23 protein-coding genes and 2 tRNA genes are annotated in these 25,227 nt (G+C 65.9%); 6 read left to right on the top strand and 19 right to left on the bottom strand.

What is annotated here, in order from left to right:
- Positions 1–2: 2 nt before the first annotated feature.
- From D9V32_RS06685 to D9V32_RS06650, 8 genes are all read right to left on the bottom strand, one after another.
- A complete protein-coding gene (locus D9V32_RS06685) occupies positions 3–476 on the bottom strand; it encodes a hypothetical protein (protein WP_121648112.1) in 474 nt (157 codons plus the stop codon).
- Positions 476–973: a hypothetical protein gene (locus D9V32_RS06680; RefSeq protein WP_121648111.1), complete on the bottom strand. Its 498-nt coding sequence runs from the start codon at positions 971–973 to the stop codon at positions 476–478. The genes D9V32_RS06685 and D9V32_RS06680 overlap by 1 nt, the downstream gene beginning before the upstream one ends.
- Positions 974–1,132: 159 nt before the next feature.
- Positions 1,133–2,158: a ketol-acid reductoisomerase gene (gene ilvC, locus D9V32_RS06675; RefSeq protein WP_121648110.1), complete on the bottom strand. Its 1,026-nt coding sequence runs from the start codon at positions 2,156–2,158 to the stop codon at positions 1,133–1,135.
- An 83-nt stretch (positions 2,159–2,241) separates the two neighbouring features.
- Positions 2,242–2,751 carry an acetolactate synthase small subunit gene (gene ilvN / locus D9V32_RS06670; protein ID WP_121648109.1) on the bottom strand — a complete coding sequence of 170 codons (510 nt, stop codon included), beginning with the start codon at positions 2,749–2,751 and terminating at the stop codon, positions 2,242–2,244.
- Between the two features lie 3 nt (positions 2,752–2,754).
- Positions 2,755–4,572 (bottom strand): acetolactate synthase large subunit, encoded by a 1,818-nt coding sequence (locus tag D9V32_RS06665; protein WP_121648108.1) that lies wholly within the window; start codon positions 4,570–4,572, stop codon positions 2,755–2,757.
- Positions 4,573–4,620: 48 nt separating this feature from the next.
- Positions 4,621–6,315, bottom strand: a complete 1,695-nt coding sequence (gene ilvD, locus D9V32_RS06660) for a dihydroxy-acid dehydratase (RefSeq protein WP_121648107.1) — start codon at positions 6,313–6,315, stop codon at positions 4,621–4,623.
- 16 nt (positions 6,316–6,331) lie between these two features.
- Positions 6,332–7,180 (bottom strand): trehalose-phosphatase, encoded by an 849-nt coding sequence (gene otsB, locus D9V32_RS06655; RefSeq protein ID WP_183086206.1) that lies wholly within the window; start codon positions 7,178–7,180, stop codon positions 6,332–6,334.
- Complete coding sequence (locus tag D9V32_RS06650; RefSeq protein WP_220700665.1) at positions 7,177–8,697, bottom strand: alpha,alpha-trehalose-phosphate synthase (UDP-forming); 1,521 nt, start codon at positions 8,695–8,697, stop codon at positions 7,177–7,179. The genes otsB and D9V32_RS06650 overlap by 4 nt, the downstream gene beginning before the upstream one ends.
- 86 nt (positions 8,698–8,783) lie before the next feature.
- Between D9V32_RS06650 and D9V32_RS06645 the strand changes: the two genes are divergently transcribed.
- The 3 genes from D9V32_RS06645 (at position 8,784) to D9V32_RS06635 (ending at position 10,547) form a co-directional block, all read left to right on the top strand.
- Complete coding sequence (locus D9V32_RS06645; protein ID WP_121648189.1) at positions 8,784–9,584, top strand: sugar phosphate isomerase/epimerase family protein; 801 nt, start codon at positions 8,784–8,786, stop codon at positions 9,582–9,584.
- A gap of 98 nt (positions 9,585–9,682) precedes the next feature.
- The gene (locus tag D9V32_RS06640) at positions 9,683–9,868 is read left to right on the top strand and encodes a hypothetical protein (RefSeq protein ID WP_121648104.1); all 186 of its coding nucleotides are present in this window, start codon (positions 9,683–9,685) and stop codon (positions 9,866–9,868) included.
- An 85-nt stretch (positions 9,869–9,953) separates the two neighbouring features.
- Entirely contained in the window at positions 9,954–10,547 is a 594-nt protein-coding gene (locus tag D9V32_RS06635; protein ID WP_121648103.1) for a helix-turn-helix domain-containing protein, read from the top strand.
- Between the two features lie 59 nt (positions 10,548–10,606).
- Here D9V32_RS06635 and D9V32_RS06630 read toward each other — a convergent pair whose 3' ends face one another.
- The 4 genes from D9V32_RS06630 to D9V32_RS06615 form a co-directional block, all read right to left on the bottom strand.
- The gene (locus D9V32_RS06630; protein WP_121648102.1) at positions 10,607–11,347 is read right to left on the bottom strand and encodes a fumarylacetoacetate hydrolase family protein; all 741 of its coding nucleotides are present in this window, start codon (positions 11,345–11,347) and stop codon (positions 10,607–10,609) included.
- Positions 11,347–12,738, bottom strand: a complete 1,392-nt coding sequence (locus D9V32_RS06625; RefSeq protein WP_121648101.1) for an MFS transporter — start codon at positions 12,736–12,738, stop codon at positions 11,347–11,349. The genes D9V32_RS06630 and D9V32_RS06625 overlap by 1 nt, the downstream gene beginning before the upstream one ends.
- Before the next feature lie 160 nt (positions 12,739–12,898).
- The gene (locus tag D9V32_RS06620) at positions 12,899–13,690 is read right to left on the bottom strand and encodes an IclR family transcriptional regulator (RefSeq protein ID WP_121648100.1); all 792 of its coding nucleotides are present in this window, start codon (positions 13,688–13,690) and stop codon (positions 12,899–12,901) included.
- 32 nt (positions 13,691–13,722) lie between these two features.
- Entirely contained in the window at positions 13,723–14,781 is a 1,059-nt protein-coding gene (locus D9V32_RS06615; RefSeq protein WP_121648099.1) for a D-2-hydroxyacid dehydrogenase, read from the bottom strand.
- 93 nt (positions 14,782–14,874) lie between these two features.
- On the opposite strand from D9V32_RS06615, the gene D9V32_RS06610 reads away from it, so the two are divergent.
- Complete coding sequence (locus tag D9V32_RS06610; RefSeq protein WP_245982123.1) at positions 14,875–15,789, top strand: NAD(P)-dependent oxidoreductase; 915 nt, start codon at positions 14,875–14,877, stop codon at positions 15,787–15,789.
- A gap of 38 nt (positions 15,790–15,827) precedes the next feature.
- On the opposite strand, the gene D9V32_RS06605 is transcribed toward D9V32_RS06610, so the two are convergent.
- From D9V32_RS06605 to D9V32_RS06580, 5 genes are all read right to left on the bottom strand, one after another.
- Positions 15,828–16,430, bottom strand: coding sequence for a DUF2283 domain-containing protein (locus D9V32_RS06605; protein WP_121648098.1), 603 nt, complete (start codon positions 16,428–16,430; stop codon positions 15,828–15,830).
- Between the two features lie 364 nt (positions 16,431–16,794).
- Complete coding sequence (locus tag D9V32_RS06600) at positions 16,795–17,418, bottom strand: hypothetical protein (RefSeq protein WP_121648097.1); 624 nt, start codon at positions 17,416–17,418, stop codon at positions 16,795–16,797.
- A 774-nt stretch (positions 17,419–18,192) separates the two neighbouring features.
- Positions 18,193–19,017: a hypothetical protein gene (locus D9V32_RS06590; RefSeq protein ID WP_147440415.1), complete on the bottom strand. Its 825-nt coding sequence runs from the start codon at positions 19,015–19,017 to the stop codon at positions 18,193–18,195.
- A gap of 132 nt (positions 19,018–19,149) precedes the next feature.
- A tRNA-Lys gene (locus D9V32_RS06585) sits at positions 19,150–19,222 on the bottom strand.
- Between the two features lie 138 nt (positions 19,223–19,360).
- Positions 19,361–19,436, bottom strand: a tRNA-Lys gene (locus D9V32_RS06580).
- Between the two features lie 157 nt (positions 19,437–19,593).
- On the opposite strand from D9V32_RS06580, the gene D9V32_RS06575 reads away from it, so the two are divergent.
- Both D9V32_RS06575 and D9V32_RS06570 read left to right on the top strand, forming a co-directional pair.
- Entirely contained in the window at positions 19,594–19,908 is a 315-nt protein-coding gene (locus tag D9V32_RS06575) for a putative quinol monooxygenase (RefSeq protein ID WP_121648094.1), read from the top strand.
- Between the two features lie 80 nt (positions 19,909–19,988).
- Complete coding sequence (locus tag D9V32_RS06570) at positions 19,989–23,189, top strand: ATP-binding protein (protein ID WP_121648093.1); 3,201 nt, start codon at positions 19,989–19,991, stop codon at positions 23,187–23,189.
- Between the two features lie 99 nt (positions 23,190–23,288).
- Here the strand turns inward: D9V32_RS06570 and D9V32_RS06565 are convergent, their stop codons facing one another.
- The gene (locus D9V32_RS06565) at positions 23,289–24,143 is read right to left on the bottom strand and encodes an ABC transporter permease (protein ID WP_121648092.1); all 855 of its coding nucleotides are present in this window, start codon (positions 24,141–24,143) and stop codon (positions 23,289–23,291) included.
- Positions 24,140–25,147 carry an ATP-binding cassette domain-containing protein gene (locus D9V32_RS06560; RefSeq protein WP_121648091.1) on the bottom strand — a complete coding sequence of 336 codons (1,008 nt, stop codon included), beginning with the start codon at positions 25,145–25,147 and terminating at the stop codon, positions 24,140–24,142. Before D9V32_RS06560 ends, D9V32_RS06565 begins: the two co-directional genes overlap by 4 nt.
- Between the last annotated feature and the right edge of the window lie 80 nt (positions 25,148–25,227).

The raw sequence follows: 25,227 nt of genomic DNA, 5'->3' as shown, positions 1-25,227 counted from the left end.
TATTAGGTGAGGAAAAAGGCAGCCGCGATACTCAGTGCGATCGCGAACGAGGCGGCCACACCCACCAGGTAGGTCAGGATCATCGAGATCCACCCGCGGCGGCGCCCTACCCGGTAGGAGACGTAGAACGCCACCAGCGGTGCGACGATGCTGAGGATGATCATCGTCCAGCCGAGGGCCGAAATTGAGCCGCCGATTGCGGCCACCTGGCGCGGCAGGGTGATTGCGCTGCCCACACCGCCCCACACCTGGTAGGCAAAGAGCAGGCCAAAGACCACCGTGATGGCGATCTGGATGCCGCGGCGCAGCTTTCCCATCGGGGGTGCGGGGCTCGGAGCTACGGCGTCGAGGTCGGGATCGGTCGTCCCCTCGGAATCCGAGCTGTCCTGAATGTCCGCTTCTGCGGGGAGCAGGGTTTTGGCATCCGCATCGATATCGGTGTCGGCAGGAGTCTTACCGGAGGTGGATTCGGTCATTAGCGCACTCCAAGCAGGAAGGGAATCGGGGCCAGGACGATCGCACCCGCGATGAGGGCGATGATGCGCCAGCGCAGGGACCCCGAGTGACGGGTGTTCCACAGGGTCGTGCCGAACCAGAGAGCCGGTGCGAGTACGGCGAAAATCTTGCCGATTGAGGTCATGCTCGTCGTCAGCGGGTCGGCGCCATCGAAGAGGAGAGTACCCATCGAGAACAGCCAACCGATCATGTACAGCAGGTAGACGCCGGCGAGGATGCCGTGTACCAGGAGGAGCACCGAACTCATCTGGGTGGAACCGGTGGAGACCGCGACGGCCTCGGCCTTCGGCCCGCCCACCACGCGCCAGCCCGGTGCCACCTCGGTGCCCGCGGCGGGAACCTCCGCGGCCGGGGCGGCCTTCTTTTTGGGGGCGGCTACCGGCGTCTGCCCCACCAGGGTGGCATCGGTTGCGTCGCCGGCCCAGCTCAGCGCGTCATCATCGGAGGGGGTACTCATGAGTCCAGATTACCGGACCCTCTCCCCCGTGATGCGACGGATCCGACCCCTGGCGGACATCCGGACACGCAAAACCCGCCCCGGAAGAAAACTTCCGGGGCGGGTTTGAGCGAGAAGCTAGAAGCTAGAAGCTAGAAGCTAGAAGCTAGAAGCTAGAGACTAGCGTGCAGCGGAGCCGTCGATGTAGTCTTCGTCCTGCTGCTTCCAGGCGAACAGTGCACGCAGCTCGCGACCGGTGGTCTCGATGGGGTGCGACTCGGCCTTGGCACGGAGCTCCAGGAACTCCTTGCCGCCGTTGTCCTGGTCGTCGATGAAGCGCTTGGCGAATGCACCGGTCTGGATGTCGGAGAGAACGGCCTTCATGTTCTCCTTGACCTCCGGGGTGATGACGCGCGGGCCGGAGACGTAGTCGCCGTACTCAGCGGTGTCGGAGACCGACCAGCGCTGCTTGGCGATGCCACCCTCCCACATCAGGTCCACGATGAGCTTGAGCTCGTGCAGAACCTCGAAGTAGGCGATCTGCGGCTGGTAGCCAGCCTCGGTCAGGGTCTCGAAGCCGTACTGCACGAGCTGCGAAACGCCACCGCAGAGAACGGCCTGCTCACCGAACAGGTCGGTCTCAGTCTCCTCGGTGAAGGTGGTCTTGATAACGCCGGCGCGGGTTCCACCGATGGCCTTGGCGTAGGACAGGGCGATGTCCCAGGCGGTGCCGGTGGCGTCAACCTCAACGGCAACGATGTCCGGGATACCGCGGCCGGCGACGAACTCGCGACGCACGGTGTGGCCCGGAGCCTTCGGGGCGATCAGCACGACGTCAACGCCGGCGGGAGCCTCGATGTAACCGAAACGGATGTTGAAGCCGTGAGCGAAGGCGAGGGTCTTGCCCTCGGTCAGCTTGTCCTTGACGCTGTCGGTGTAGATCGAGCGCTGGTGCTGGTCCGGCGCGAGGATCATGATGAAGTCGGCCCACTCGGCGGCGTCAGCCACGTTCTTGACGGTGAAGCCGGCCTCTTCGGCCTTGGCGATGGACTTGGAGCCGTCCTTGAGGCCGATAACGACCTCTACACCCGAGTCCCGAAGGTTGAGCGCGTGCGCGTGGCCCTGCGAGCCGTAGCCGATGATGGCTACCTTCTTGCCCTGAATGAGCGTCAGGTCGGCATCCTGGTCGTAGACAATCTCAGTCACTGGTTATTCTCCTTGTTTGATCCCGCGGCCGCCGGTGCGGACCCGCAAGTGTTGGACCGTGTTCCCCGATGGGGCACGGAAATTTAGTGTTTGAAAACGCGCTCGGTGATGGACTTCGAACCGCGTCCAATGGCGAGCAGGCCCGACTGTGCGAGCTCCTTGATTCCGAAGGGCTCGAGAACCCGCAGGAACGCCTGGGTCTTGCCGGTGTCACCGGTGACCTCGATCACGAGGGCGTCGGTGGCCACGTCAACAACGCGGGCACGGAACAGGTTCACGGCTTCGAGAACCTGCGAGCGGGTGGTGTTGTCCACCCGCACCTTGATCAGGAGGTGTTCGCGCTCGACCGACTGGGTCGGGTCGAGCTCCACGATCTTGATCACGTTGACGAGCTTGTTCAGCTGCTTGGTGACCTGCTCGAGCGGCAGACCCTCGACCTCGGCGACCACGGTGATGCGCGAGAGGCCTTCGACCTCGCTGGCACCCACCGCGAGCGACTCGATGTTGAATCCACGACGGGCAAACAGACCGGCGACGCGGGTCAGCAGACCCGGCTTGTCCTCCACGAGGAGGCTGAGAACGTGACGCGACATGGCCTAGGCCTCCTCATCGAATGCGGGAGCGTGCTCCCGGGCGTACTGGACAAAGCTGTTGGAAACTCCCTGCGGGACCATCGGCCACACCATGGAGTCCGCTGAAACGACGAAGTCAATGACCACGGGGCGGTCGTTGGTTTCGAGGGCGAGCTTGATGGCTGCGTCGATCTGGTCTTCGCGCTCCACCCGAATGCCGAGGCAGTCGTAGGCGTCCGCGAGCTTCAGGAAGTCGGGGATGCGCACGGTGTCGTGGCCGGTGTTGAGGTCGGTGTTGGAGTGGCGTCCGTCGTAGAACAGCGTCTGCCACTGGCGCACCATGCCCAGCGAGGAGTTGTTGATCACCGCGACCTTGATCGGGATGTTGTTGAGGCGGCAGGTAGCGAGCTCCTGATTGGTCATCTGGAAGCAGCCGTCACCGTCAATGGCCCAGACCACGCGCTCGGGTTCGGCCACCTTGGCGCCCATCGCGGCGGGAACCGCGTAGCCCATGGTGCCCGCACCACCGGAGTTGATCCAGCCGTTGGGGCGCTCATACTTGATGAACTGCGCGGCCCACATCTGGTGCTGACCCACGCCCGACACGAACGTGCCCTCGGGGCCGGTGAGTTCACCGATCCGGGAGATCACGTGCTGCGGGGCGAGCAGACCGTCGGTGGTCGGCGCGTATCCCAGGGGGAACTCGGCGAGCAGACCGTTGAGGCGGGTCCACCACTCGGCGATGTCCGGGGTGGTCTCGGGCAGGGCCTGAGCGTAGGCGGCGGAGAGGTCGCCGATGACGTCCTTCACATCGCCCACGATCGGCACGTCCGCGATCCGGATCTTGGAGATCTCGGCCGGGTCGATGTCCACGTGGACAACCTTCGCCTCGGGGGCGAAGAGGTCGGCCTTACCGGTCACGCGGTCGTCGAAGCGCGCTCCGAGGGCCACGATGAGGTCGGATTCCTGCAGCGCGAGCACCGCGGGAACGGTACCGTGCATGCCGGGCATGCCGAGGTTCTGCGGGTGGGAGTCCGGGAAGGCACCGCGCGCCATCAGCGTGGTGACGATCGGGACACCGGTGCGCTCGGCCAGCTCCAGGAGCTCCTCCGAGGCGCGGCCGCGGATCACGCCACCGCCCACGTAGAACACCGGACGCTTGGCTTCGAGGATCAGCTGCGCTGCCGCGTTGATCTGCTTGCCGTGAGCCTTGGTGACCGGACGGTAGCCGGGCAGGTCGATGGTGACCGGCCAGTTGAACGGTGCCAGCGCCTGCTGGGCATCCTTGGTGATGTCCACCAGGACGGGGCCGGGACGACCGGTCGTGGCGATGTGAGCCGCCGCGGCCAGGGTTGCCGGGATGTCCTTGGCGTCCTTCACCAGGAAGGAGTGCTTGGTGATCGGCATCGTGATACCCACGATGTCGGCCTCCTGGAAGGCGTCGGTACCCATCAGGTTGGAGAACACCTGACCGGTGATCGCGAGCATCGGGACCGAGTCCATGTGGGCGTCGGCGATGGCGGTCACGAGGTTGGTGGCACCGGGGCCACTGGTGGCGATGCAGACACCGAGCTTGCCGGTGGCTGCGGCGTATCCCTGAGCGGCGTGGCCCGCACCCTGTTCGTGACGAACGAGGATGTGGCGCAGCTCGGTGGAGTCCATCAGCGGGTCATAGACCGGCAGGATGGCGCCGCCGGGGAGACCGAATACATCGGTCACCCCCAGCAGCTCAAGGGTGCGAACCACGGCCTGGGCACCGGTCAGCACCGGAGCTTCGGTGCGGGCGGGGCCGGGCAGTGGTGAATCGGATTGGGGACGTGCGGAGGGGATGTCAGTGGACATATAGCTAATGATTCCTCATCGATGATGATCTGACTATGGACGCAAAACCTAGCCGGTGATCGCGCCTTCAGCGGCGGATCGAACGAGCTTAGAATACTTTGCGAGTACGCCACGGGTATAGCGCGGAGGAAGCGGTGCCCAGCCTTCACGGCGAGCTGCCAGCTCAGACTCCTCGACAAGTAGGTCAAGAGAGCGAGCTGCGATATTGACCCGAATGAGATCACCATCGCGCACGAATGCAATGGGACCTGCGTCCACTGCTTCGGGTGCTATGTGGCCGATGCACAGTCCGGTTGTGCCGCCTGAGAATCGACCGTCCGTTAATAGTAGTACATCTTTTCCGAGTCCCGCACCCTTGATGGCCGCGGTGATGGCCAGCATCTCTCGCATACCGGGGCCACCCTTGGGGCCCTCGTAGCGGATAACCACCACGTCTCCGGCACTAATCTTGCCCTCGGTGAGCGCATCCATTGCGGCGCGTTCACGCTCGAACACCCGGGCGGGTCCCTCGAAGATTTCGGCGTCGAAGCCGGCGGTCTTCACGACCGCACCCTCGGGGGCGAACGAACCGTGCAGGATCGTGAGGCCACCGGTGGCGTGGATGGGGTTGTCCAGGGTACGGATGACCTCGCCGTCCAGCGGGTCGGGGTTCAGCTCGGCGAGGTTCTCGGCCACGGTCTTGCCGGTCACGGTGAGCGCGTCACCGTGCAGCAGGCCGGCGTCGAGCAGCGCCTTCATGACGACGGGGATACCACCGTGGCGGTCAACGTCGTTCATGACGTACTTACCGAAGGGCTTGAGGTCACCGATGTGGGGAACCTTGTCGCCGATGCGGTTGAAGTCGTCCAGGGTCAGGTCCACCTCGGCCTCGCGGGCAATCGCGAGGAGGTGCAGCACGACGTTGGTCGAACCACCGAACGCCATCGCCACGGCGATTGCGTTCTCGAAGGCCTTCTTGGTCAGGATGTCGCGGGCGGTGATGCCCAGGCGCAGCATGTTGACCACGGCCTCGCCCGAGCGGTGGGCGAAGTAGTCGCGACGGCGGTCTGCCGAGGGCGGAGCGGCCGAGCCGGGGAGGCTCATGCCCAGCGCCTCGGCCACGGAGGCCATGGTGTTGGCGGTGTACATACCGCCACAGGCACCCTCACCCGGGGCGATGGCGCACTCGATGCGCTTGAGGTCTTCCTCGCTCATGGTGCCGGCCTTGCAGGCGCCCACGGCCTCGAAGGCGTCGATGATGGTGACGTCCTTCTCGGTGCCGTCGGAGAGCTTAACCCAGCCCGGAGCGATCGAACCGGCGTAGAGGAACACGCTGGCGAGGTCGAGGCGGGCGGCGGCCATCAGCATGCCGGGCAGCGACTTATCGCAGCCGGCGAGCAGCACGGTGCCGTCGAGGCGCTCGGCCATGACAACGGTCTCGACGGAGTCGGCGATGACCTCGCGGGAGACGAGGGAGAAGTGCATACCCTCGTGGCCCATCGAGATTCCGTCGGAGACGGAGATGGTGCCGAACTGGAGCGGGTAACCGCCACCGGAGTGGACGCCTTCCTTGGCGCCCTGCGCGAGGCGGTCGAGCGAGAGGTTACACGGGGTAATTTCGTTCCAGGAGGAGGCGATACCGATCTGGGGTTTCTCCCAGTCAGCGTCTCCCATACCGACGGCACGGAGCATGCCTCGTGACGTCGTGGCTTCGATTCCATCGGTTACTGCGCGACTTCGCGGCTTCAGGTCAATCTCGGACATAAAGAGAGTCTAGGACCTATTTCGTGACCGTTTTGGCATATGCCCACCGTGCACGCGCCCGGGCGAGTGCACGAAGGACCGCGGCGACCTCCTCGGGGCCCGCCACGCGATGCTCGGCCCGGGTCTCCCCCGGGCCACACTTGAGCCCGAGATCGCCGGATTCTAGGGCCGCGAAGGCGTCCTCGTCGGTGACGTCATCGCCCGCGTAGAACACCGATCCGGCGGCCGTATGTGCGCGCAAACGTGCAATTCCATCGCCCTTTGTGGCCGCCAAAATCGAAAACTCGAGGATGTCTTTTCCCGTACGTTCGCTGAGGTCTGGGTCCGAGTGGCGGATCCAGGCGCGCGCGGCACCGTGCAGCGCCGGGACGGTGTTCGGATCGGCCAGCCTGGTGTGGATGGCGGCACCGAGTGGTTTGGGCTCGATCCAGGCACCCTCGACCGAGGCCGCGGCGCGCTCCAGCGCCGCGATGAGCGCGGCCACGCGGGCCCGCTCCCCCTCGGTGGGCTCGGAGGCGGAGTGCTCCCCCAAACGGTACTCGCCGCCGTGCGAGGCCACCGCGAGAAGGCTCGTGGACCCCGGATACAGCTGATCGAGGGAGGCCAGATCACGGCCCGACACCAGCGCCACGAAGGTGTCGGGAATCGCGCGCAGCTCGTCGATCGCAGCGACGGATTCGGGCAGCGCGCGGGCGCTCATCGGGTCGTCCACGATGGGGGCGAGCGTGCCGTCGAAGTCGAGCGCGACGAGGAGCCGCGGCTCGGCCGCGAGGCGCTCTAGGTGGTCGCCGAGAGCGGCGGGGAGCCCGGTGTCTCCCGATGCCCCCGCAGATTCGCCCAGGCCAGCCGGCCGCCGCGTAGTCACTGCTGCTCCGCGCCGACCCGGTGGCCCTGCGCCTCCTCGAGGCGGGCGGCGGCCGAGCGTTCCAGCTCGGTAAGGAATGCGGTTGACCACCGCTCCACGTCGTTTTCACGCACCTTTTTCCGCATCGAGCGCATGCGCTTGGCCCGCTCGGGCTTGGGCATGTTGATCGCCGTCATGATGGAGGCCTTCAGCCCCTCGATGTCGTGCGGGTTGATCAGGAGCGCCTGGGTGAGGTCATCCGAGGCACCGGCGAACTCGCTCAGCACCAGCACGCCATCGAGGTCAAACCGGGTGGCCACGTACTCCTTGGCCACGAGGTTCATGCCGTCGCGCAGCGCGGTGACGAGCATGACGTCGGCGGCGAGATAGAGCGCAACCATCTCCTCGCGCGGATAACCATGGTGCAGGTAGTGCACGGCCGCGTGCCCGATCTGACCGTAGTCTCCGTTGATGCGGCCGACGGTCAGTTCGATCTCGTCGCGCAGCTGACGATAGGTCTCGACGCGCTCGCGGCTCGGGCTCGCCACCTGGATCAGGGTGACGTCCTCCGGGTTGATGCGGCCATCGGCCAGGAGCTCGCCGTAGGCCTTCAGCCGGTGCCGGATGCCCTTGGTGTAGTCGAGGCGGTCCACTCCGAAGAGAATCTTGCCCGACCCACCGAGATCCGCCCGGATCTCGGCGGCGCGCGCCTGCACCTCAGGGGTGCGGGCGAGCTCCTCGAAGCTTGCCGAATCGATCGAGATCGGGAAGTGCTTGGCGAGCACGTGCCGGGTGGGGCCGCCGCGTCGGTATCCGCCGGTTTGACCCGGGGCGGAGTCCGATTCGAGCGGTACGTAGACGCTCGTTCCCTTGGTTTCGTACCCGACCAGGCGACGCACCGACCGGGTGAAGTTGGAGGCGTCGGCCACGCGCTGGAAGCCGATCACATCGGCCCCGAGCAGCCCCTCGACGATCTGGGTGCGCCAGGGCAGCTGCGAGTACAGACCGTATGCGGGGAACGGAATGTGGTTGAAGAAGCCAATCGTGAGGTCGGGCCGCAGTTCGCGCAGCATGCCGGGTACCAGCTGGAGCTGGTAGTCGTGCACCCACACGGTGGCCCCGTTTGCGGCGGTTTCTGCGGCGGCCTCGGCGAAACGGCGATTGACCTTGACGTAGGAGTCCCACCACTCGCGGTGGTAGGTGGGCGGCGCGATGACGTCGTGGTACAGCGGCCAGAGGGTGTCGTTCGAGAAGCCCTCGTAGTAGCTCTCGATCTCCTCGGCGCTGAGCGCGACGGGCACGATATGGGTGCCGTTGTGCACGAAGGGGGCGATGTCCTCGCTGTCGGCGCCGCCCCAGCCGATCCACGCGCCACCGAGGCGCTCCATGACCGGGGTCAGCGCGGTGACGAGGCCGCCTGGCGATGTGCGCCAGGCAGGCTGCCCATCTGCGTCGGTGTAGCGATCGACCGGGAGCCGGTTGGCCACGACCACAAAGTTGTCTCGAGATTCGTTCTGGTTGTTGCCTGATGTCATCATTCACTCCCGTGGTTGCCAGCCAGGCTATCAGGCATAACCGTGCGAATATCATCTGATTTTCATCTCGGGAGACTATGCTGACCTCGATGATCCAGATTGGTATGAGCACGTCCTGCGTTTACCCTCTCGAAACCGAGCGGGCGTTTCAGCTCGCCCGGGAGGCCGGGTTTGACGGTGTCGAGGTCATGGTGACAAACGCGGCCACAACCCGCGATGCCGAGGCACTGCGCGCGCTGAGCAAGAAGTACCACCTCCCCATCCTGTCGATCCATGCCCCGGTGCTTCTCCTGACCACCTTTGTCTGGGGTAGGGACCCCCAGGTGAAGCTGGAACGCTCGGCAGAGCTGGCCTCAGCCGTCGGTGCGGACACCGTGGTGGTGCATCCTCCCTTCCGCTGGCAAAAGGGGTACTCCGAAAACTTCCTCGAAATCGTGCGCCGAATCGAAACCGAATCGGGCGTGAACATCGGGGTGGAAAACATGTTCCCGTGGAAGGCAAAGGGCCGCTCCGTGGCCGCCTATGCCCCGGGCTGGGATCCCAGCGACTGGGACTGTGACAACGTCACCCTCGACTTTTCGCACGCCGCGCTGGCGGGCCAGAGCGGGCTCGAACTCGCCCAGCACTTCGGTGACAGACTTCGTCACATTCACCTGTGTGACGGCTCGGGATCGCAGGACGACGGTCAGATCTTCGACGAGCACCTGATCCCGGGGACCGGCACGCAGCCGGTGTCCGAAACCCTGGAGTATCTGGCGGCAAAGTCCTGGAGCGGTGCCGTGGTGGCCGAGATCAACACCCGCCGGGCCAAGAGCGATGCGGAGCGGCTGAAGGCCCTGCGCAAGACCGTGCGCTTTGCGCGCACCCACCTGGGCCTGCACACCCGCTAGCTCCACACCCCACCAATGTTTCGGTTTCTCGGCGGTGTGGGATGCCACGCCGGGGTTTCACGCTAGGCTTGTGGCGTTCCAGTTCGAAATGAGGGCACATGCGTAAGTATCTACTGAACCTCGGGGTCCTCAGCGCCGCATTCGGTGCCGTGGGCCTGATCCGCGTGACCGCCGCAGGCCCCCGAAACTGGCGTCTCGTCCTGCTCTGGCTGGGCTGGGTTGTGTCTCTCGCCCTCGCGATCGGCACGGTTGCCGAAGACAACCCGAAGATCGAACGCGACTAGGTTTTCCTGCGCTCCTCCCCGATCTCACCTAGACTGACCGGGGAATATCCGCACGCCCACTTTTCTACCTCGTCTCGGGAGTTTTATGCGCGCCCTTCCGGTTTCGCCAGACCCTACCCGCACCGCGATCGGGCACCGACTTCGTGCCGCGCGGCAGGCCCAGCTGCTCACGATCGAGCAGCTTGCGGAGACCACCGGTCTTTCCAAGGGTTTCATCTCCCGGGTGGAGCGCAACCAGACCTCGCCGAGCGTGAGCACCCTGGTGGCGCTCTGCGACGTACTCAACGTTGCCGTCGGAGACCTGTTTAAGCGCTCCGAACAGCTGGTGGTACGCGGCGCGGATGCCCCGCGGATCACCCTCGGCGGCGAGGGCATGCTGGAGCTCCTGGTGTCTCCGCGCACCGAGAAGCGTGTGCAGGTGGTGCGCACCATCGTGGAGCCCGGCGGGCACAGCGGTGAGGCACCGTACTCGGTGAGCGCCGAGCTCGACATGGTGTACCTGGTGCGCGGCCGCATCGAGATGAGCTTTGCCGATGCCGTGTGGGAACTCGGGGCGGGTGACTCGCTCACGATCGATGGCCGCGAGCCGCACTCCTGGAAGGTGCTGGGAGACGAGAGCGCGGAACTACTGTGGGTCATGGTGCCCGCGACCTGGAACGGTAACCCGACCTCGGGATAGTTTTCATCACAAAACCCCCACTGTTTCCAGTGGGGGTTTTGTTGTACCGGCACCTAAGCTTAGAGAGCAAGCACCGGGTTTTCGAGGATGCCGATGCCGTCCAGCGCGGCCCGCACCGTCTCCCCGGGTCTGATTGGCGACGCGGTGTCCGGCGAGCCGGTGAGGATCACGTCTCCGGGCCCCAGCGTCACGTATTCGCTGAGGTATTCGATCTGTTCGGCGATGTTCCAGGCAAGCCGGTCGGTGTCGCTCTGGCAGCGGAGTTCTCCGTTGACGAAGAGCTCGAGCGGCACCGCGTCGGGGTCGAGGTCGGTGACGAGCCAGGGGCCGAGCGGGGTGAAGCCGTCTCCACTCTTGGACTGGATCATCTTTTCGTCGAGGCCGATCTGGTCGGTCGCGGTGACGTCGTTGCCGATGGTGTATCCGGCGATGACGGTGGCGGCCTCGGCGGCACTGACGTTGCGGCAGTGCACGCCGATGACCACGGCGAGTTCAGCCTCGGCCACGACGTTGCCGTGTCCCGGGACGATCCGGATGGGCTCCCCCGAGCCGATCGCGGTTCGGGCAGACTTCATGAATGCCTGCCGGGGAATGGCGCGATCGGCGGCCGAGCCGTTGTGCGCCATGCCGAGGATGATTCTTGGGTCGCTCGGTGAGGCGAGGTGCGCACCCTCGAGGGGCCAGCTGCGGCCGGTGAGGGCCGGGCTGAGGGCCCACTCGTCGGCCACCTCGTGCCAGGCGCCGTCGATCTCGCGGACGGGGACGATGCTGCCGTCGACCCGCAGTCGTGCGCGGCGCACTATGCGCGTCCGGCGGTGGCGAGCGGGCGCTCGGCGATCTGCGCGGCGGTGTCCGAGAGGGCGTCGCCGTGCAGGGTGAGGTCGCGGCCGCGGGTTTCCGGGGTGATGAAGGTCGCCCAGAGGGTGATGGCGCCGAGCAGCAGGACGTAGCCGGCCAGCGGGATCCAGGATCCGGTGGTGGCGGTCAGCAGCGAGGCACCGATCAGCGGGGCGATACCGCCGGCGAGTACGGCGGAGAACTCGCGGGAGACGGCGACGCCGACGTAGCGGTGGCGGTTTCCGAAGAGCTCGGGCAGGGTGGCGCACTGGGCGCCCAGCATCACGTTGATGGAGAGGGTGTAGGTGAGGGCGAGCACGGGGATGATGACGCTCACGTTGCCCTGGGACATCAGCCACCAGGCGGGGATGGCGAGAACCAGCTGGATGATGACGCCGGCGCGGTAGACGGGCATGCGGCCGAAGCGGTCGCTCAGGGCGCCGGCGAGCGGCAGGATAATCACACCGAGGGTTGCACCGATGGCGATGGCGAGCGGGCCCACCCAGCTCTCGACACCGACGTACACGGTAATGAAGGAGATGGCGAGGGTCTGGTAGAGGGCGGATCCGCCGTTCTCGGCCATGCGCAGGCCGATGCCGCGCAGCACGCTGCCGAAGGAGTTGGTGAAGACCTCCTTGAGCGGCGAGTGCTGCTCCTGCTCCTGCTTTTCGAGCTGCACGAAGGTGGGCGACTCGGCCAGGCGGTAGCGGATGAAGACGGACACGGCGATCAGCAGGATCGAGGCGAGGAAGGGCACGCGCCACAGCCAGTCGTGCACGATCTGCTGGTCGACGAGGCCGAGGAGGTAGAAGACGACCGAGGCCAGCACGGTGCCGACCATGATGCCGACGAACGGCAGGGCGGAGAAGAAGCCGCGGCGGCGCACGGGGGCGTACTCGGCCATGAGCGTGGTGGCACCGGCCTGTTCAGCTCCGGCACCGAGGCCCTGCAGAACGCGCAGGAAGACGAGGAGGATGGGGGCCCAGATGCCGATCTGCTCACCGGTGGGGAGGACGCCGATCAGGGTGGAGGCACCACCCATGAGACCGATGGTGGCCATCAGGACCCACTTGCGGCCGAGCTTATCGCCCAAGACACCGAAGAAGATGCCGCCGAAGGGGCGGGCGAAGAAGCCGACGGCGTAGGTCGCGAATCCGGCGGCGATGCCGGCACCGGTGCCGAGGGCGGGGAAGAAGAGCTGACCGAAGATCAGGGCGGAGGCGAGCCCGTAGAGGGCGAAGTCGTAGTACTCCAGGGCGCTTCCGACACTGGAGGCGAGCGTTGCACGGCGCAGGTTGTTGGCGTATTCCGGATCGTCGGATCCGCGAACCTCAGCGGCGGGGGATGTGGACACGGTCTGTACCTTTCGGGACGGCTCGCGTCTGGCGGAGTCCCGGGTTCACCGTGGGGTGGGGGTCGTCTACCTTGACGCGAGGGTTACCTCGATGTGGGCGGCAGTGCCCACATCCCCCACCATAACAGCATGCTGAACGAAGTTCAACATATTGAACGCTTTAGGCGACGTCGCCCACGAGGAGCGGGTTGGAGAGTGCGCCCGCGGCCTGCCCGAGGGCGCGAATCACGCGCTCGCGACGCCCGTCGTCGGCACCGAGTCCGAGCATGGAGGCACCGAGAGCCAGCGGCTGATCCCCCGCGTTGCGCGGCGGAATGACCACGGCAACGCCGGTCACGGTGGCAAACATCTCGCCCTCGTCGAGGCCGTAGCCGGTCTCGCGGGCGCGCTGAATCTTCGCGACCAGCGCGTCCAGATCGGTGGTGGAGGCCTCGGTGACCCGGGGGCGCGTTTCGGGATCGGCGAAGCGGGCGCGGATCTCGTCGTCATCCAGGCGGGCGAGCAGCGCGTTGCCCACCGCGGTGAGCGCCGCCGGATAGCGGTCGCCGATGCCGGCGGTCAGGCGCAGCGGGGCGCGCCCCTCGTGGCGGGCGAGGTAGAGCACGTCGGTGCCGTCGAGCACCGCGATCTGGACCAGCTCGCCGCTGAGATCCGGCAGAGTGGAGCACACGCGGTAGAACTCGCGCACCTGGTCGAAGCTCGCGAGGTAGGCCCCGCCGAGCTCGACCGTGCGCCGGCCGAGCCGGTAGCCGAGGTCGCCGCGCTGGATCAGCCCGCCCTCTTCGAGCGCCACACAGAGGTTGGCGGTGGAGGACTTGGCGATACCCAGCGCGCGTGCCAGCTCACTGATCCCGAGCGGCTGCCCATGGGCGGCCGCCAGCACATCGAGGATGGCGATGGCTCGAGTCACCGCGGGGGCGGCGGTCTTTTCGGTGCGGGGTGCGTCTGACATGCGCGCTGGATTCGCTTTCTTCGGGGGTGTTTCTAGTAGAACTGAACCGTATCAACAACGTTGCGCGGCGTCTGACCGTCCAGAATCGCGGTGGCGTTGGCGACGAACAGCTCGGCGATGCGGCGCTCCTCGGCGGCGTTCAGCGCGGCCGTGTGCGGGCTGACCAGCACGTTGGGGAGATCCCACAGCGGGCTTGCGGTGTCGAGTGGTTCGGCGGCGAAAACGTCGAGGGCGGCGAAGCCCACCCGGCCGTCCTGCAGTGCGGCGGTGAGGGCGTCCTCGTCGATCACGGTGCCGCGACCCACGTTGACCACGGTCACGCCGGGCTTCACGAGCGCGAGCAGCTCGGCGCTCAGCATCTTCTCGGTGGCGGCGGTGCCGGGCAGGGTGACAACGATGGAGTCGGCGCGGCTGATGACCTCGCCAATGTTGTCCGGGTGCACGATCTCCGCGACGCCGGGGACATCAACCGGACGACGGCTGGTACCGATGACGTGGGCACCGAGGGCGTCGAGCTTGCGCGCAACCTCGGCGCCGATGCCGCCGAGGCCGAGGACCAGTACGGTCTGTTCGGATACCTGGCCCATCTCCCAGCGATCGGTCCAGGCGTGCTCGGCCTGCTGCTTCTGCAGGCGGGGCAGGGTCTTGGCACCGGCGAAGACGCCGAACACGGCAAACTCGGCCAGCGGTCCGCCGTGCACGCCGGCGGAGGTGGTGAACGTCACGCGCTCGAGGTCGCTCGCGCTGAGATCGGCGGCCTTGACCTGGCCGCCACCGCCGGCGGCCATGATCTGTACCCAGCGCAGCTTCGGGTTTGCGGCAACGGTGCGCGCGAGTGCGGCAGGGCTGACGTCGGGAATGCCGTAGAGGACGTCCGCGGAATCCAGCAGCTCCTCGAAGCGGGCCTGCTGCTCGGGGGTGCGGGTGAAGGCGGGGTCACCGGCGAAGTCGGCGGCGAAGCGCATGGGCGGCAGGAGGTCGGCCTCGCGCACCAGATCGATGCGGGGCTCGCGCTCGGTAATCAGGGCCGCAAGCTCTTCGGGCAGCGGGGTGGCAACTACGACGCGGAGGCGGGTGGGGTTTTCGTTCATGGAACGCGGACCTTCCTTTCGACGGTGAGCGGGGTCACTCCCATACTAGCCATAATGGACAGCTCTCTGAACGGAGTTCGATATAGTGGCCGCATGATGGTGATCAATGATGTTCGCAATTTAACCGTTGGCGTGATCGGTCTGGGCTCGATGGGGGCCCCGATGGCGCGCAATCTGCTGGCCCGCCGCCCCGCGGGTACCGCGGTGCACGTTCAGAGCCGCCGCCCCGAGTCTCTGACCCCGTTTGTGGAGTCCGGCGCTATCGCCCAGGCCACCCCGCGCGAGCTGGCCCTCGCGGCCGAGATTGTGGTGGTGATGCTGCCGGACCTCGCCCAGATCGAGCAGGTCCTGACCGGACCGGACGGCCTCCTCGCCGGCATCGACACCACGCACACGCTGGTGGTCTGCTCCTCGATCTCCCCCACCGGGCTGCGCGAACTCGCCGCCCGCCTGGATGCCGCAACCAGCGGCCTGCTGCGCGTGGTGGACGCCCCGGTCTCTGGCGGCACCGAGGGTGCCGAGGCCGGCACGCTGTCGATCATGGTTGGCGGCGATAACGCCGATGTGGCGCGCGTCCTGCCCGTGCTGGAAACCATGGGCACCCCGCTGCACCTGGGCCCGCTGGGCTCGGGCCAGGTCGCGAAGGCCTGCAACCAGATGATCGTGGCCGCCACCATGACCGCGGTGGCCGAGGCCGCCGTGGTCGCCGAACGCGCGGGCCTCGACGTGGCCGCGCTCCTCCCCCTCCTGCAGGGCGGATACGCGGGCTCCCGCGTGCTCGAAACCAAGGCCGACCGCCTGATCGCGAAGGACTACTCCCCCACCGGCATCGCCGCCTTCATGGTCAAGGACCTCACCGCCGCCGTGGCCGAGGCCGACGCCACCGGCACCACCGCCCGCCAACTCCGCACCACCCTCGGAATCTTCGAGGACCTCGTGGACGCCGGGCTCGGGGAGCAGGACCTCGCGGTGGTCCACCGGTTCGCGGAGATCGACGGGGCAGAATAGCGGCGGCCGAGCCGAACCCTCGCAGGGAGGGGCGTGGACTAAAGGTCCGAGAAATCAGGGAGGTCCGAGATTTCCATCGGAGCGTATCGGCGCGACTCCTCCAGGGTATGGGCCCGCAGCAGCGCGCAGGCACCCAACACCTCGATCCCAATGAGGTGCCCCTCAGTGTCGAAGCCCAGAATGATTTCCCCCAGCTTGCGCGGATCACTGATCCCGTAGATTTGTGTGTCTGATTCACCACTCTGCGCGTCACGCCCCACGGCGAGGTAGGCTGCGTCCGCTTCCGGGTCGTAAACCAGCCGTCTTTGCCGAACATCGTCGGCCAGTCCAAACGGATCTGCGTCGACCTGATTGACCCCGATCGAAGACTCTTGCGTTACCGACGGATCGGTTTTGGCCCCGATCCATCGCGCTTCGCTCAGGGTCATGGTACGCAAAAGCGTGCGCGCTTCCAGAATCTCAACCCCGATGAGGTGCCCTCCGGCATCGAAGTCGAGGACAATGTCGCCCGGGTGCTTGGGATCGAGTAGATCAACCATCTGCTCGTGCGCTTCGCCCGTCAATAGTCTTCGCCCCACCGCAAGGTAAGCAGCATCTACCTCTGGGTCGAACCGAAGCCGCTCCTGCCGTTTATCACCCACGAGCTGGACCGTTGACGGAACTGGCGGTGAGAATGGCGTTGGAGATGATGAAATTCCCCACTGGTTCCCTTTGATCTCATGAATCTGGCTATCGATTCACTCTAAGTTCCCGGAGATTTCCAACGCGGGGATGGCGTGAAATAGGCGGCGGTTTGTCGCATCATCACGGTCTGATCTTTTTATTGGTAAGGGTGCATTGTAGCCGCTCAATGGGGTCATCCGATGGATGACCCCTGCAAACTATCAGACGTTATTGACGCAATTGGGCATCTGCTCAACGCACGCCGCAAGCTCAACCTCCTTGATGATTTCGGGAAATGAAAGGACAAGATCTCAATTTCCCTCCGCCAATCAGACGATTTGGCTAGCGCCGCGGCGGGCGTGGCGGAAGTGGATAGCGCCAAGTCTGCTCATCGCCGTCAAGAGAGTTGCGCCACTGGACAGTGATCGTCGAGTCCCGGGTGCCCATTGTGCGTAAGGCTCCGAACTGCATTACATCACCTGACTTGAGTTCTGGACTCGGCACCCATTCCTTCCCGAACCGTGTCAAGGTCGGGTCCGCGTCGAGACGTACGTCATAAGCAGTAGCTTTGCCAGTGTTCTCGAGCAAATACATATCACCTTGAAAATGGCTGAGCCTCCAGGAGACCTTGGCAGAGGCAATCCCTGCACCCAAAACTTGTAGATTGTTAAGGTTGATTCCCTCCGCAGCCAACTTGTCGAGTGCATCTGCGATCCTTGTCATCGTATCGATGCTGAGTCGGCTCGCTGCCTCAGAGCGCTCGGAAGCAGCTTGACTAGCGACGTCAGCCCGCTCGGCCCTGTCTGCTTCGCCTTTCGCGAGCTTTAGATCATTCTTCTGCCCCTTCCGCGCGATCCAGATGGACGCGATGATACCGCAGAGGGTGACCAGCGCGATTATGGCTTGAATCCACACCCCCGCGAGCGAGACCGCCTCAGCTGTTCCTGACGCTTCTTCCATTGACATATGTCATATTCTGCCGCAGCATGCGGCCACAGCGCGACGCGATTTCGAAACATAATCTGGACCCCATACGTCTTCATCGGGAATGCCTTACTTCAGCACTAAAAGGAGTTGCCGACGTGGCCCAACCTGCGTAAGCGATTTGCAAATGTGGCAGGTGAAGATTGTGCGAGATGTGCCGGTTTAGACCCTTCTCTAAGTAGGACTTCGAAGAGGACTCGATGATCAACGCCCGGACATTACCCTGACACGAAATCGGGCGAGATGCCTTGAGTATTCGCGTGCCTGCTCTCGACGTCGAGAACGCACTTCTATATGGAATCCCTGATGCGATCCATCCGTCCTCGCGTGACCGTCTACCCGTACGCAAGTGCCTAGTCAAACGTCGACGGTTCTGCGACGACGGGAGTCTGGACGGCTGCGACCTCTCACCAACCATCCAGGGCCTGGGTAAGAGCAACTGGAGATTGGACGTTACAGCCAAGATACGTTTGAACGTGATGTCAACGACAACTTGATGATTCCCCGCCAGTTGATGGACTCTGACGTCTCCATGTATTTCAAACTCGTTTGTTTAGTTCTACTCCCGGAGGAAAGCTACGAGAACGAGGAACTTCGGCAAGTCTTGATCGACCTTTTCGCCGAGGAACAGGCGAACGACAACCGTGCCGAGCTTCAAAAAGTCTTGTGCAAATCTAACTAGCGGCGGGGCTCAAGCTTTCCGCGCAGAACTAGCACACATTTCACTGTTGAGCAGTTCAGCGCCTACTGACCCCGCTATCGGCGCGCAAGTACACCTGACGAGAGCCACTGGACTAGCGGAACTGCGAGCATGACGGCGGCTTCGGCTTCCGCCTGGCTCGGCTTGCGATAGCCATTGCCACCATGACGGCTCTCCTGTCCGCCCCAAAGCGCCTCCGCCATCTTCACGGCGACGTCCGCGTCGGGAGTTGGGAGATCAAGCTTCCAGTCTTTCTGCGCCTTCATATCTCGGACCATCGTGCCGAGAGTCGCCCTCGTGTTATTCGGCGTAACGACGTGCGCCCCCGCTTCCTCCACGGCCTTGATCGCCTTCTCGTAGGCCTCCTCCGTGTCGGGGTTGATTCCGTATGCGGCGTGCCAGGCTTCAGACAAGATTGTTCCCGCGGACCCCGTCGACGACATGATTGCGTCCGCAGCGTCTTGGACTCCTTGCGGCACGCGAACCTCAAGCCCCGGCATGCCGTTGCGGATTCCAACCTTCCATTTGGAGCCACCATCACGGAGGATAGCACTGAGTTTCTCGTGCTTCTCATACGGCTGCTTCGCGCTGATGTCCATAATCGACCAATCAATCAGCGCGAGGATGAGTCCGGGGTCCAGGCTATCGAACGTATTCGCAGGTCCCTTCAACTTGAGAATGTCCGAAATTGGCTTTTGGCGGGCAGCAAGATCGAAGCGCCGGAGCTTGTTCACGCCAACGTCTATTCGCATTCCGTAAGAGTCAAAAATCGGAAAAGCGGCCTCGAACCACGCTCGTAAAGAAGAGCTCATCCAGACGGGTACACCATCGACAAGCGCAGCATGCTTAGCAGGGTCGGCTCCAAGCGGTGTCCAGGTCATAACAGCAATCTAGCGCTACCTACGGACATTGGAAACCTAGGACACAGCTATTTTCACACTGCCAGCCACCATAGGAAACTCCACCCCACGGAGAAAAGTAAGGAGACCGCAATAAACATGAGACCTACTTTGTGCACCCCCTCGGACTTGAACCGAGAACCCACTGATTAAGAGTCAGTTGCTCTGCCGATTGAGCTAGAGGTGCCTACGCCGCACGCGACGTGATACCTCCAGAGTAGCGCCCAATACCGACGGCCAAAAATCGACACACGCAGGGTGTGCCATCGAGCGCAGAGGGAAACAAAAACGCCCCGATTCCGCGAGGAAACGAGGCGATTTGAGGTGGTGCACCCCCTCGGACTTGAACCGAGAACCCACTGATTAAGAGTCAGTTGCTCTGCCGATTGAGCTAGAGGTGCGCGCTGAACACTCACGTGTTTTGGCAACGTGTTTACTATACACAAAATCCCAGACACCTCCTATTCGCCGGGCGCGTCCGGGCGCGTCCAGGCGCGTCCAGGCTCCCAGCGCGTAGCATCGAGGCACACATACCGTCTTATACGCGTGAGGAAACCCATGTCCGCCGTTGTTGTCACCGCCGTTTTCACCCCCGCCGAGGGAAAGCGAGCGGCCGTTCTCGACGCCCTGCGTCCCGCGATCCAGGCCGTCCACCACGAACCCGGGTGCGAGCTCTACGCGATTCACGACCACCCGAACGGCGACATCGTGATGATCGAAAAGTGGACCAGCACCGAACTGCTCGACGCCCACGGGGAGGGTCTTCCGGTTGCCGCGCTGAACCGCGCGCTCGAAACCCTGCTCGCCGGGCCGGTTGTGGTCACGCGCCTGACGCCGATCCCCGTGGGCGACGAGATCCGCGGCGCGCTCTAACCCCGCACACCCCGCACCATCCCCGCACGCCCTCGGCCGGGTGCCGCGGGTGAGGGCACGCGCAAACGTATAATCGGCACGTGACCTTCGCCGCCCCCATTCTGCGTGTTCTCGGCCCCATTCGGGCGAGTGAGACCCCGGTCTCCGGCGAGCGCGCGCGGGTGCTCCTGGCGGTCCTCGCGCTGGCCGAGGGCGAGGCACGCTCCCCCGGTTACCTCTCCGAGGAGCTGTGGCCGGAGGAGCCGCCACAGGATTCCCGCGGCGCGCTCCAGGCGCTCGTCTCGCGCACCCGACGGCTGCTGCCCGCGGGCGCACTGGTACTCGAGCCCGCGGGCTACCGGCTGACCATCACGAGCGACCTCGACCTCGTCTGCGCCGCGCTGCGTTCCCCCGAAGACACCCTCGCCCTCGAGACCGCCCTCGCCCTGTGGGACGGCACCCCCGGCGGCGATCTGGAACCCTTCCCCGTGGCCGCGGATCTCGCCGCCCGCGCCCGGCGTGCCAGGATCGACCTGCTGCGGGCGCTGAGCCGCACACAGACCGGCACCAACCCCGCCGCGGCCCGCGGCCACCTCGCCGAGCTGTGCCGCGCCGATCCCCTCAACCAGGAGGATCACCTCGCCCTCATTCGCGTGCTCGATGCCCTACGGGAACCGGCCTCCGCCCTCGCCGTGTACGCGGGGCTGCGCGAGCGCCTGGCCGAATCCCTCGGCGTGGATCCCGGCCCCGAACTGCGCGCCGCCCACGCGCGTATCCTGCAACGGGACGGCGAAACCCAAACCCTCCCGCCCGAGGAAATCGCCGACCCCGAGCCTTCCGCCCCTGCCGAGCAGGCCCTCCTCAGCGTGGGCGTCCGCGGCTTCGTCGACCCCCTCATCGGCCGCGATCGCGACATCCGCGCGCTCCAGACCGCGGTCGGCCAGCACCGCCTGGTCACGATCCTCGGCCCCGGCGGACTCGGGAAAACCCGCCTCGCCCACGCCATCGCCGACTCCGTACGCGGCCACATCCCCCGCGTCCTGGTTGCCGAACTCGCCGGCGTGCGCACCCCCGAGGACGTCACCCGCGCCCTCGCCGCCGTGGTGGGCGTGCGCGACAACGTCTCGGATGCCCGCATCGGTGACGCCCCGCGCCTGGACCTCGCCGAACGCCTCCTCACCAGGCTCGCCCAAACCCCCACCTTCCTGGTGCTCGACAACTGCGAACACCTGATCGAGGCCGTGGCCCGCTGGAGCGCCGAAGCCCTCTCACTCTGCCCCAGCCTGCGGGTGCTCACCACCTCCCGCTCCCCGCTGCTGCTGCCCGGCGAAATCGTCTACGAACCCGGTCGCCTCGCGATCGGTGACGCCGACCAGCCCGGCCCCGCCCTGCTGCTCTTCGCCGAGCGCGCCGCCGCGGCCCGGCCGGGAGCGAGCTTCGATCCCGAACTCGTCGCCCAGCTGTGCGAACGCCTCGACGGGCTTCCGCTCGCGATCGAACTCGCGGCCGCCCGCACGCGCGTGCTCACGCTGCCGCAGATCCTCACCGGGCTCGACCACAACCTCGGCGTGCTCGATCCACCGCGCGCCGGCGGAAACCGCGCGGCGCCGGAGCGCCACCGCACCCTCACCGCGGTCATCGGATGGAGCTGGAACCTCCTGAGCGACGGCGAGCGCGAAACGTACCTCGCCTGCAGCGTCTTCCCGGACGGCTTCGGTATCCGCGCCGCCTCCGCCGCCCTCGGCCGCGACGCAACCGAAGACCTCGAGGGGCTCGTCCTGCAGTCGCTCGTCCGCGTCACCGAAGACGCCCAAACCGGCACCCTGCGCTTCCGCATGCTCGAAACCATCCGCGAGTTTGGTGCCGGCGAGCTGGCAAGACGCGGCGGCGAGGAGGCGCTGCGCGACCGCATCATCGACTGGGCCGAGGCGTACGCCCTTGAACTGCTCCCCCGCACCGACGGTCCGGATCAGGTCGCGGGATTCGCCCACGTCGGCCTCGAACTCGACACCCTCATGTGGGCGCTTCGCGCGGCCCTCGCCCGCGGAAACGCCGACGCCGCACTCGCGATCTTCGGCCTGGTGTCGTTCTACCAGGCCCGGCTCAGCATCTACACCGACGCCGACGGACTCGCCGCCGCCATCCTCGCCCTCCCCCGCGTGGAACGCGGCTACACCGGGGTGCGCGCAAACGCCGCGGGGCTCGGATTCGTGGTCCTCGGAGTGTTCGGGCTCTTCGACAACCTGCGCACCGGCGTCACCGCGCTCACCCGCATCCGCACACTCATCGACGCCAATGCGGTCACCGATCGCCGGATCGAGGCGTTCTACCGCATGCTCCGCAACTCCGCGGCCCCCGATCGCGTGATGACCGTGCTGAGCACAATGGCAAACGATCCCGAACCCCAGGTTGCCGTCTACGGCCTGCTCCTCGCCGCCCAACTGGCCGAGAACGCCGGACGAGCCCAGGAGGCCATCGACTTCGCGATGCGGGCCGAAACGCTAGCCCGCGCCCTCGGCGATCTGTGGACGCTCACGATGACCCGGGTCGTCCTCGCGCAGCTCACCAGCGAGGTTGCCGACATCGAGGACTCCATCGCCTGGGCAAAGCTCGCGCTTCCCGGGCTCACCACCCTGGGGCTGGTCGAGAACCGGCGCCACATCCTCTGGCTCCTCGCGATCTACACCGAGTCACCGGCCGAGCTCGAACCCCTCCTCACCGAGGAGCCCAGCCCGCACATGAACAGCGCCGAGGAGGACTTCCGCTCGGTCGCCTGGGCCGGCCGGGCCGAGCTCTCGCTCAAAAACGGCGAGCGCTCCCGCGGCCTCGAACAGTACCGGCTCGCGGAAAAGAACTTCGCCACCCCGATCGCCCGCGCCTACGCCTGGTACACGATGGTCGCCGCGGGCTCGCTCGCCGCCCACGGCCTCGCCCACGAACCGGACCTCACGATGTTCCGCTGCCTGCGCACCCGCGCCATCGCGCTCCAGCGCATCGGCGGAATCCACACCGACATGCCCGTGTGGGGCTCGGCACTGCTCGCGGTCTCAACCCTCGGGCTCAGCACCCCCGCGGTCACGGATCTCTCACTCGAACTCTTCGCGGTCTGCCGAGCATTCTCCGCCCGGCAGGAACTCCCCGCGCTGCGCTACGCCATTCACGAGGCCGCCCACGCGGAGGTGTCCGGCACCGAGACGGTATCCCGGGCGATGGCTGCCGCCGATGCCCTGAGCGCGCGGGAACGGGTGGAGCGCGCCGTCGCGATCCTGAACGACCCCCGCTGGCGCGCGGCCGGCGCCTAGCCGGAAAACGCCACACACCCCGCCCTCCCGGTACGGGAGAAACGGGGTGTGCGCGGTGTGCGCTGTGCGGGTGCGCGGTATTTCCGGATATGGCCGGCGCTAGGCGCGGCGCATGTACGCCCGCACGGTCAGCGGGGCGAAGATCGCGACGATCACCGCGGCGCCGATCAGCGGCAGGAACGCCTCGCTGGTAAACGCGCCGGTGTTCAGCACGTCACGCACCGAGGTCACCAGGTGCGAGACCGGGTTGATGTTCACAAACCACTGCAGCCAGGAGGGCATGGTGTCCACCGGCACGAACGCGTTGGAGAGGAAGGTCAGCGGGAACAGGATGATCATCGAGATGCCCTGCACGCTCGAGGCCGAGCGGGCAATGACGCCGAAGAACGCGAAGATCCAGCTGATCGCCCAGGCACAGACGATCACGAGCAGCGCGGCCCCGATGACCGCCCAGATGCCGCCGTGCGGACGGTACCCCATGATGAAGCCCATCACGAAGGTCAGGGTGGTGGCGATCGCGTAGCGAATGGTGTCGGCGAGCAGCGCCCCAGACAGCGGCGCAATGCGCGCAATGGGAAGCGAGCGGAAGCGGTCGAACACACCCTTGTCCATGTCCTCCCGCAGCTGCGTTCCGGTCACGATCGAGGTGGTGATCACGGTCTGCACGAGAATGCCCGGGATGATCACCGGGAGGTAGCTCGCGACGTCTCCGGAGATCGCGCCGCCGAAGATGTAGGTGAACATCACGGTGAAGATGATCGGCTGCAGCGTCACATCGAACAGCTGCTCGGGTGTGCGGCGGATCTTGAGGAGCCCGCGATACGCCATGGTCAGCGAGTGCCGGACGGTCTCGGTGAGGCTCACCCGGTTTTTCAGGGCGCGCTCGTGGGCGGGGACGATGGTAGTGCCCGCGCTGGTGCGCGCGCGCTTCTGCGGTGCGGTGGTGGTGCTCATGCGTGTGCTCCCTCGCGGGTCGAAGTGGTGGAGTCCGCGGCGTCTTCCGCGGTGTCCTCGGTGGGCTTGCCGGTGATGCTGAGGAACACATCGTCGAGGCTCGGCTTGTGCACGCTGAACTCCTCCAGGCGGATGTCATCTCCGCGCAGCTCGATCAGCAGGTCGGTGACGCGCTCGGGGTCGCTCAGCGGCACGGTGATGCGGGCGGCCTCGGCCGAGCGGGTGCCGGCCACGCCGAGCACGCGCTCGGCGATATTCAGGGCACGATCGGCGAGCAGTGGGTCGCCGAGGCGCAGCTCCAGGGAGGACGAGCCCACCTGGGCCTTCAGCTCATCGCCGGTACCCTCGGCCACCACGCGCCCGCGATCGATCACCGCGATGCGGTCGGCCAGTTGATCGGCCTCATCCAGGTACTGGGTGGTGAGCAGCACGGTGGATCCCCCGGCCACGAGCCGGCGAATGGTCTCCCACATCTGTGCGCGGGTGCGCGGGTCGAGCCCGGTGGTGGGCTCGTCGAGGAAGATCAGCGGGGGCTGCGAGATCAGGCTCGCGGCGAGGTCCAGCCGGCGGCGCATGCCACCGGAGAAGTTCTTGAGCGGGCGGGAGGCCGCCTCGGTCAGGCCGAACTCCTCGAGTAGGTCCTGCGCCTTGATCCGCGCCTCGCGGCGACCGAGGCCCAGCAGGCGCGAGAACAGCACGAGGTTCTCGGTGGCCGACAGGCCCTCATCCACCGAGGCATACTGCCCGGTGACGCCGATCAGCTGGCGCACAACCTGCGCCTCACGCTGCACGTCGTGCCCAAAGATGCGGGCGGATCCGGCGTCGGGACGCAGCAGCGTCGCGAGCATCGAGATGGTGGTGGTCTTGCCGGCGCCGTTCGGGCCGAGCACGCCATAGACGGTGCCGGTGGCGACGCGCAGGTCAACGCCATCCACGGCACGGTTGCTTCCGAAAGTTTTTACGAGCCCATTGGCCTCTACGGCCCACTCGGAGTGTGTGTTCACAGGTGTCCTTTCAACGACTCTGTGAACAGAATGCCCGGGGGCGCTGACGCGACACTGACGCGGCCACGTCAGCGCGTCAG

The organism is Mycetocola tolaasinivorans (assembly GCF_003667565.1).
In the GTDB taxonomy this organism is placed as follows: domain Bacteria; phylum Actinomycetota; class Actinomycetes; order Actinomycetales; family Microbacteriaceae; genus Mycetocola; species Mycetocola tolaasinivorans.
This window is presented reverse-complemented; position numbering and strand designations above follow the sequence as displayed.

What these genes read in the sequence shown, in the direction of transcription:
- D9V32_RS06650 (WP_220700665.1), bottom strand. Translation starts at nt 8,697, where the DNA reads ATGATGACATCAGGCAACAACCAGAACGAATCTCGAGACAACTTTGTG.
- D9V32_RS06575 (WP_121648094.1), top strand. Translation starts at nt 19,594, where the DNA reads ATGTCCGCCGTTGTTGTCACCGCCGTTTTCACCCCCGCCGAGGGAAAG.
- D9V32_RS06590 (WP_147440415.1), bottom strand. Translation starts at nt 19,017, where the DNA reads ATGACCTGGACACCGCTTGGAGCCGACCCTGCTAAGCATGCTGCGCTT.
- D9V32_RS06645 (WP_121648189.1), top strand. Translation starts at nt 8,784, where the DNA reads ATGATCCAGATTGGTATGAGCACGTCCTGCGTTTACCCTCTCGAAACC.
- D9V32_RS06615 (WP_121648099.1), bottom strand. Translation starts at nt 14,781, where the DNA reads ATGAACGAAAACCCCACCCGCCTCCGCGTCGTAGTTGCCACCCCGCTG.
- D9V32_RS06610 (WP_245982123.1), top strand. Translation starts at nt 14,875, where the DNA reads ATGATGGTGATCAATGATGTTCGCAATTTAACCGTTGGCGTGATCGGT.
- D9V32_RS06640 (WP_121648104.1), top strand. Translation starts at nt 9,683, where the DNA reads ATGCGTAAGTATCTACTGAACCTCGGGGTCCTCAGCGCCGCATTCGGT.
- ilvD (WP_121648107.1), bottom strand. Translation starts at nt 6,315, where the DNA reads ATGTCCGAGATTGACCTGAAGCCGCGAAGTCGCGCAGTAACCGATGGA.
- D9V32_RS06685 (WP_121648112.1), bottom strand. Translation starts at nt 476, where the DNA reads ATGACCGAATCCACCTCCGGTAAGACTCCTGCCGACACCGATATCGAT.
- D9V32_RS06620 (WP_121648100.1), bottom strand. Translation starts at nt 13,690, where the DNA reads ATGTCAGACGCACCCCGCACCGAAAAGACCGCCGCCCCCGCGGTGACT.
- ilvN (WP_121648109.1), bottom strand. Translation starts at nt 2,751, where the DNA reads ATGTCGCGTCACGTTCTCAGCCTCCTCGTGGAGGACAAGCCGGGTCTG.
- D9V32_RS06600 (WP_121648097.1), bottom strand. Translation starts at nt 17,418, where the DNA reads ATGTCAATGGAAGAAGCGTCAGGAACAGCTGAGGCGGTCTCGCTCGCG.
- D9V32_RS06665 (WP_121648108.1), bottom strand. Translation starts at nt 4,572, where the DNA reads ATGTCCACTGACATCCCCTCCGCACGTCCCCAATCCGATTCACCACTG.
- D9V32_RS06565 (WP_121648092.1), bottom strand. Translation starts at nt 24,143, where the DNA reads ATGAGCACCACCACCGCACCGCAGAAGCGCGCGCGCACCAGCGCGGGC.
- D9V32_RS06635 (WP_121648103.1), top strand. Translation starts at nt 9,954, where the DNA reads ATGCGCGCCCTTCCGGTTTCGCCAGACCCTACCCGCACCGCGATCGGG.
- D9V32_RS06680 (WP_121648111.1), bottom strand. Translation starts at nt 973, where the DNA reads ATGAGTACCCCCTCCGATGATGACGCGCTGAGCTGGGCCGGCGACGCA.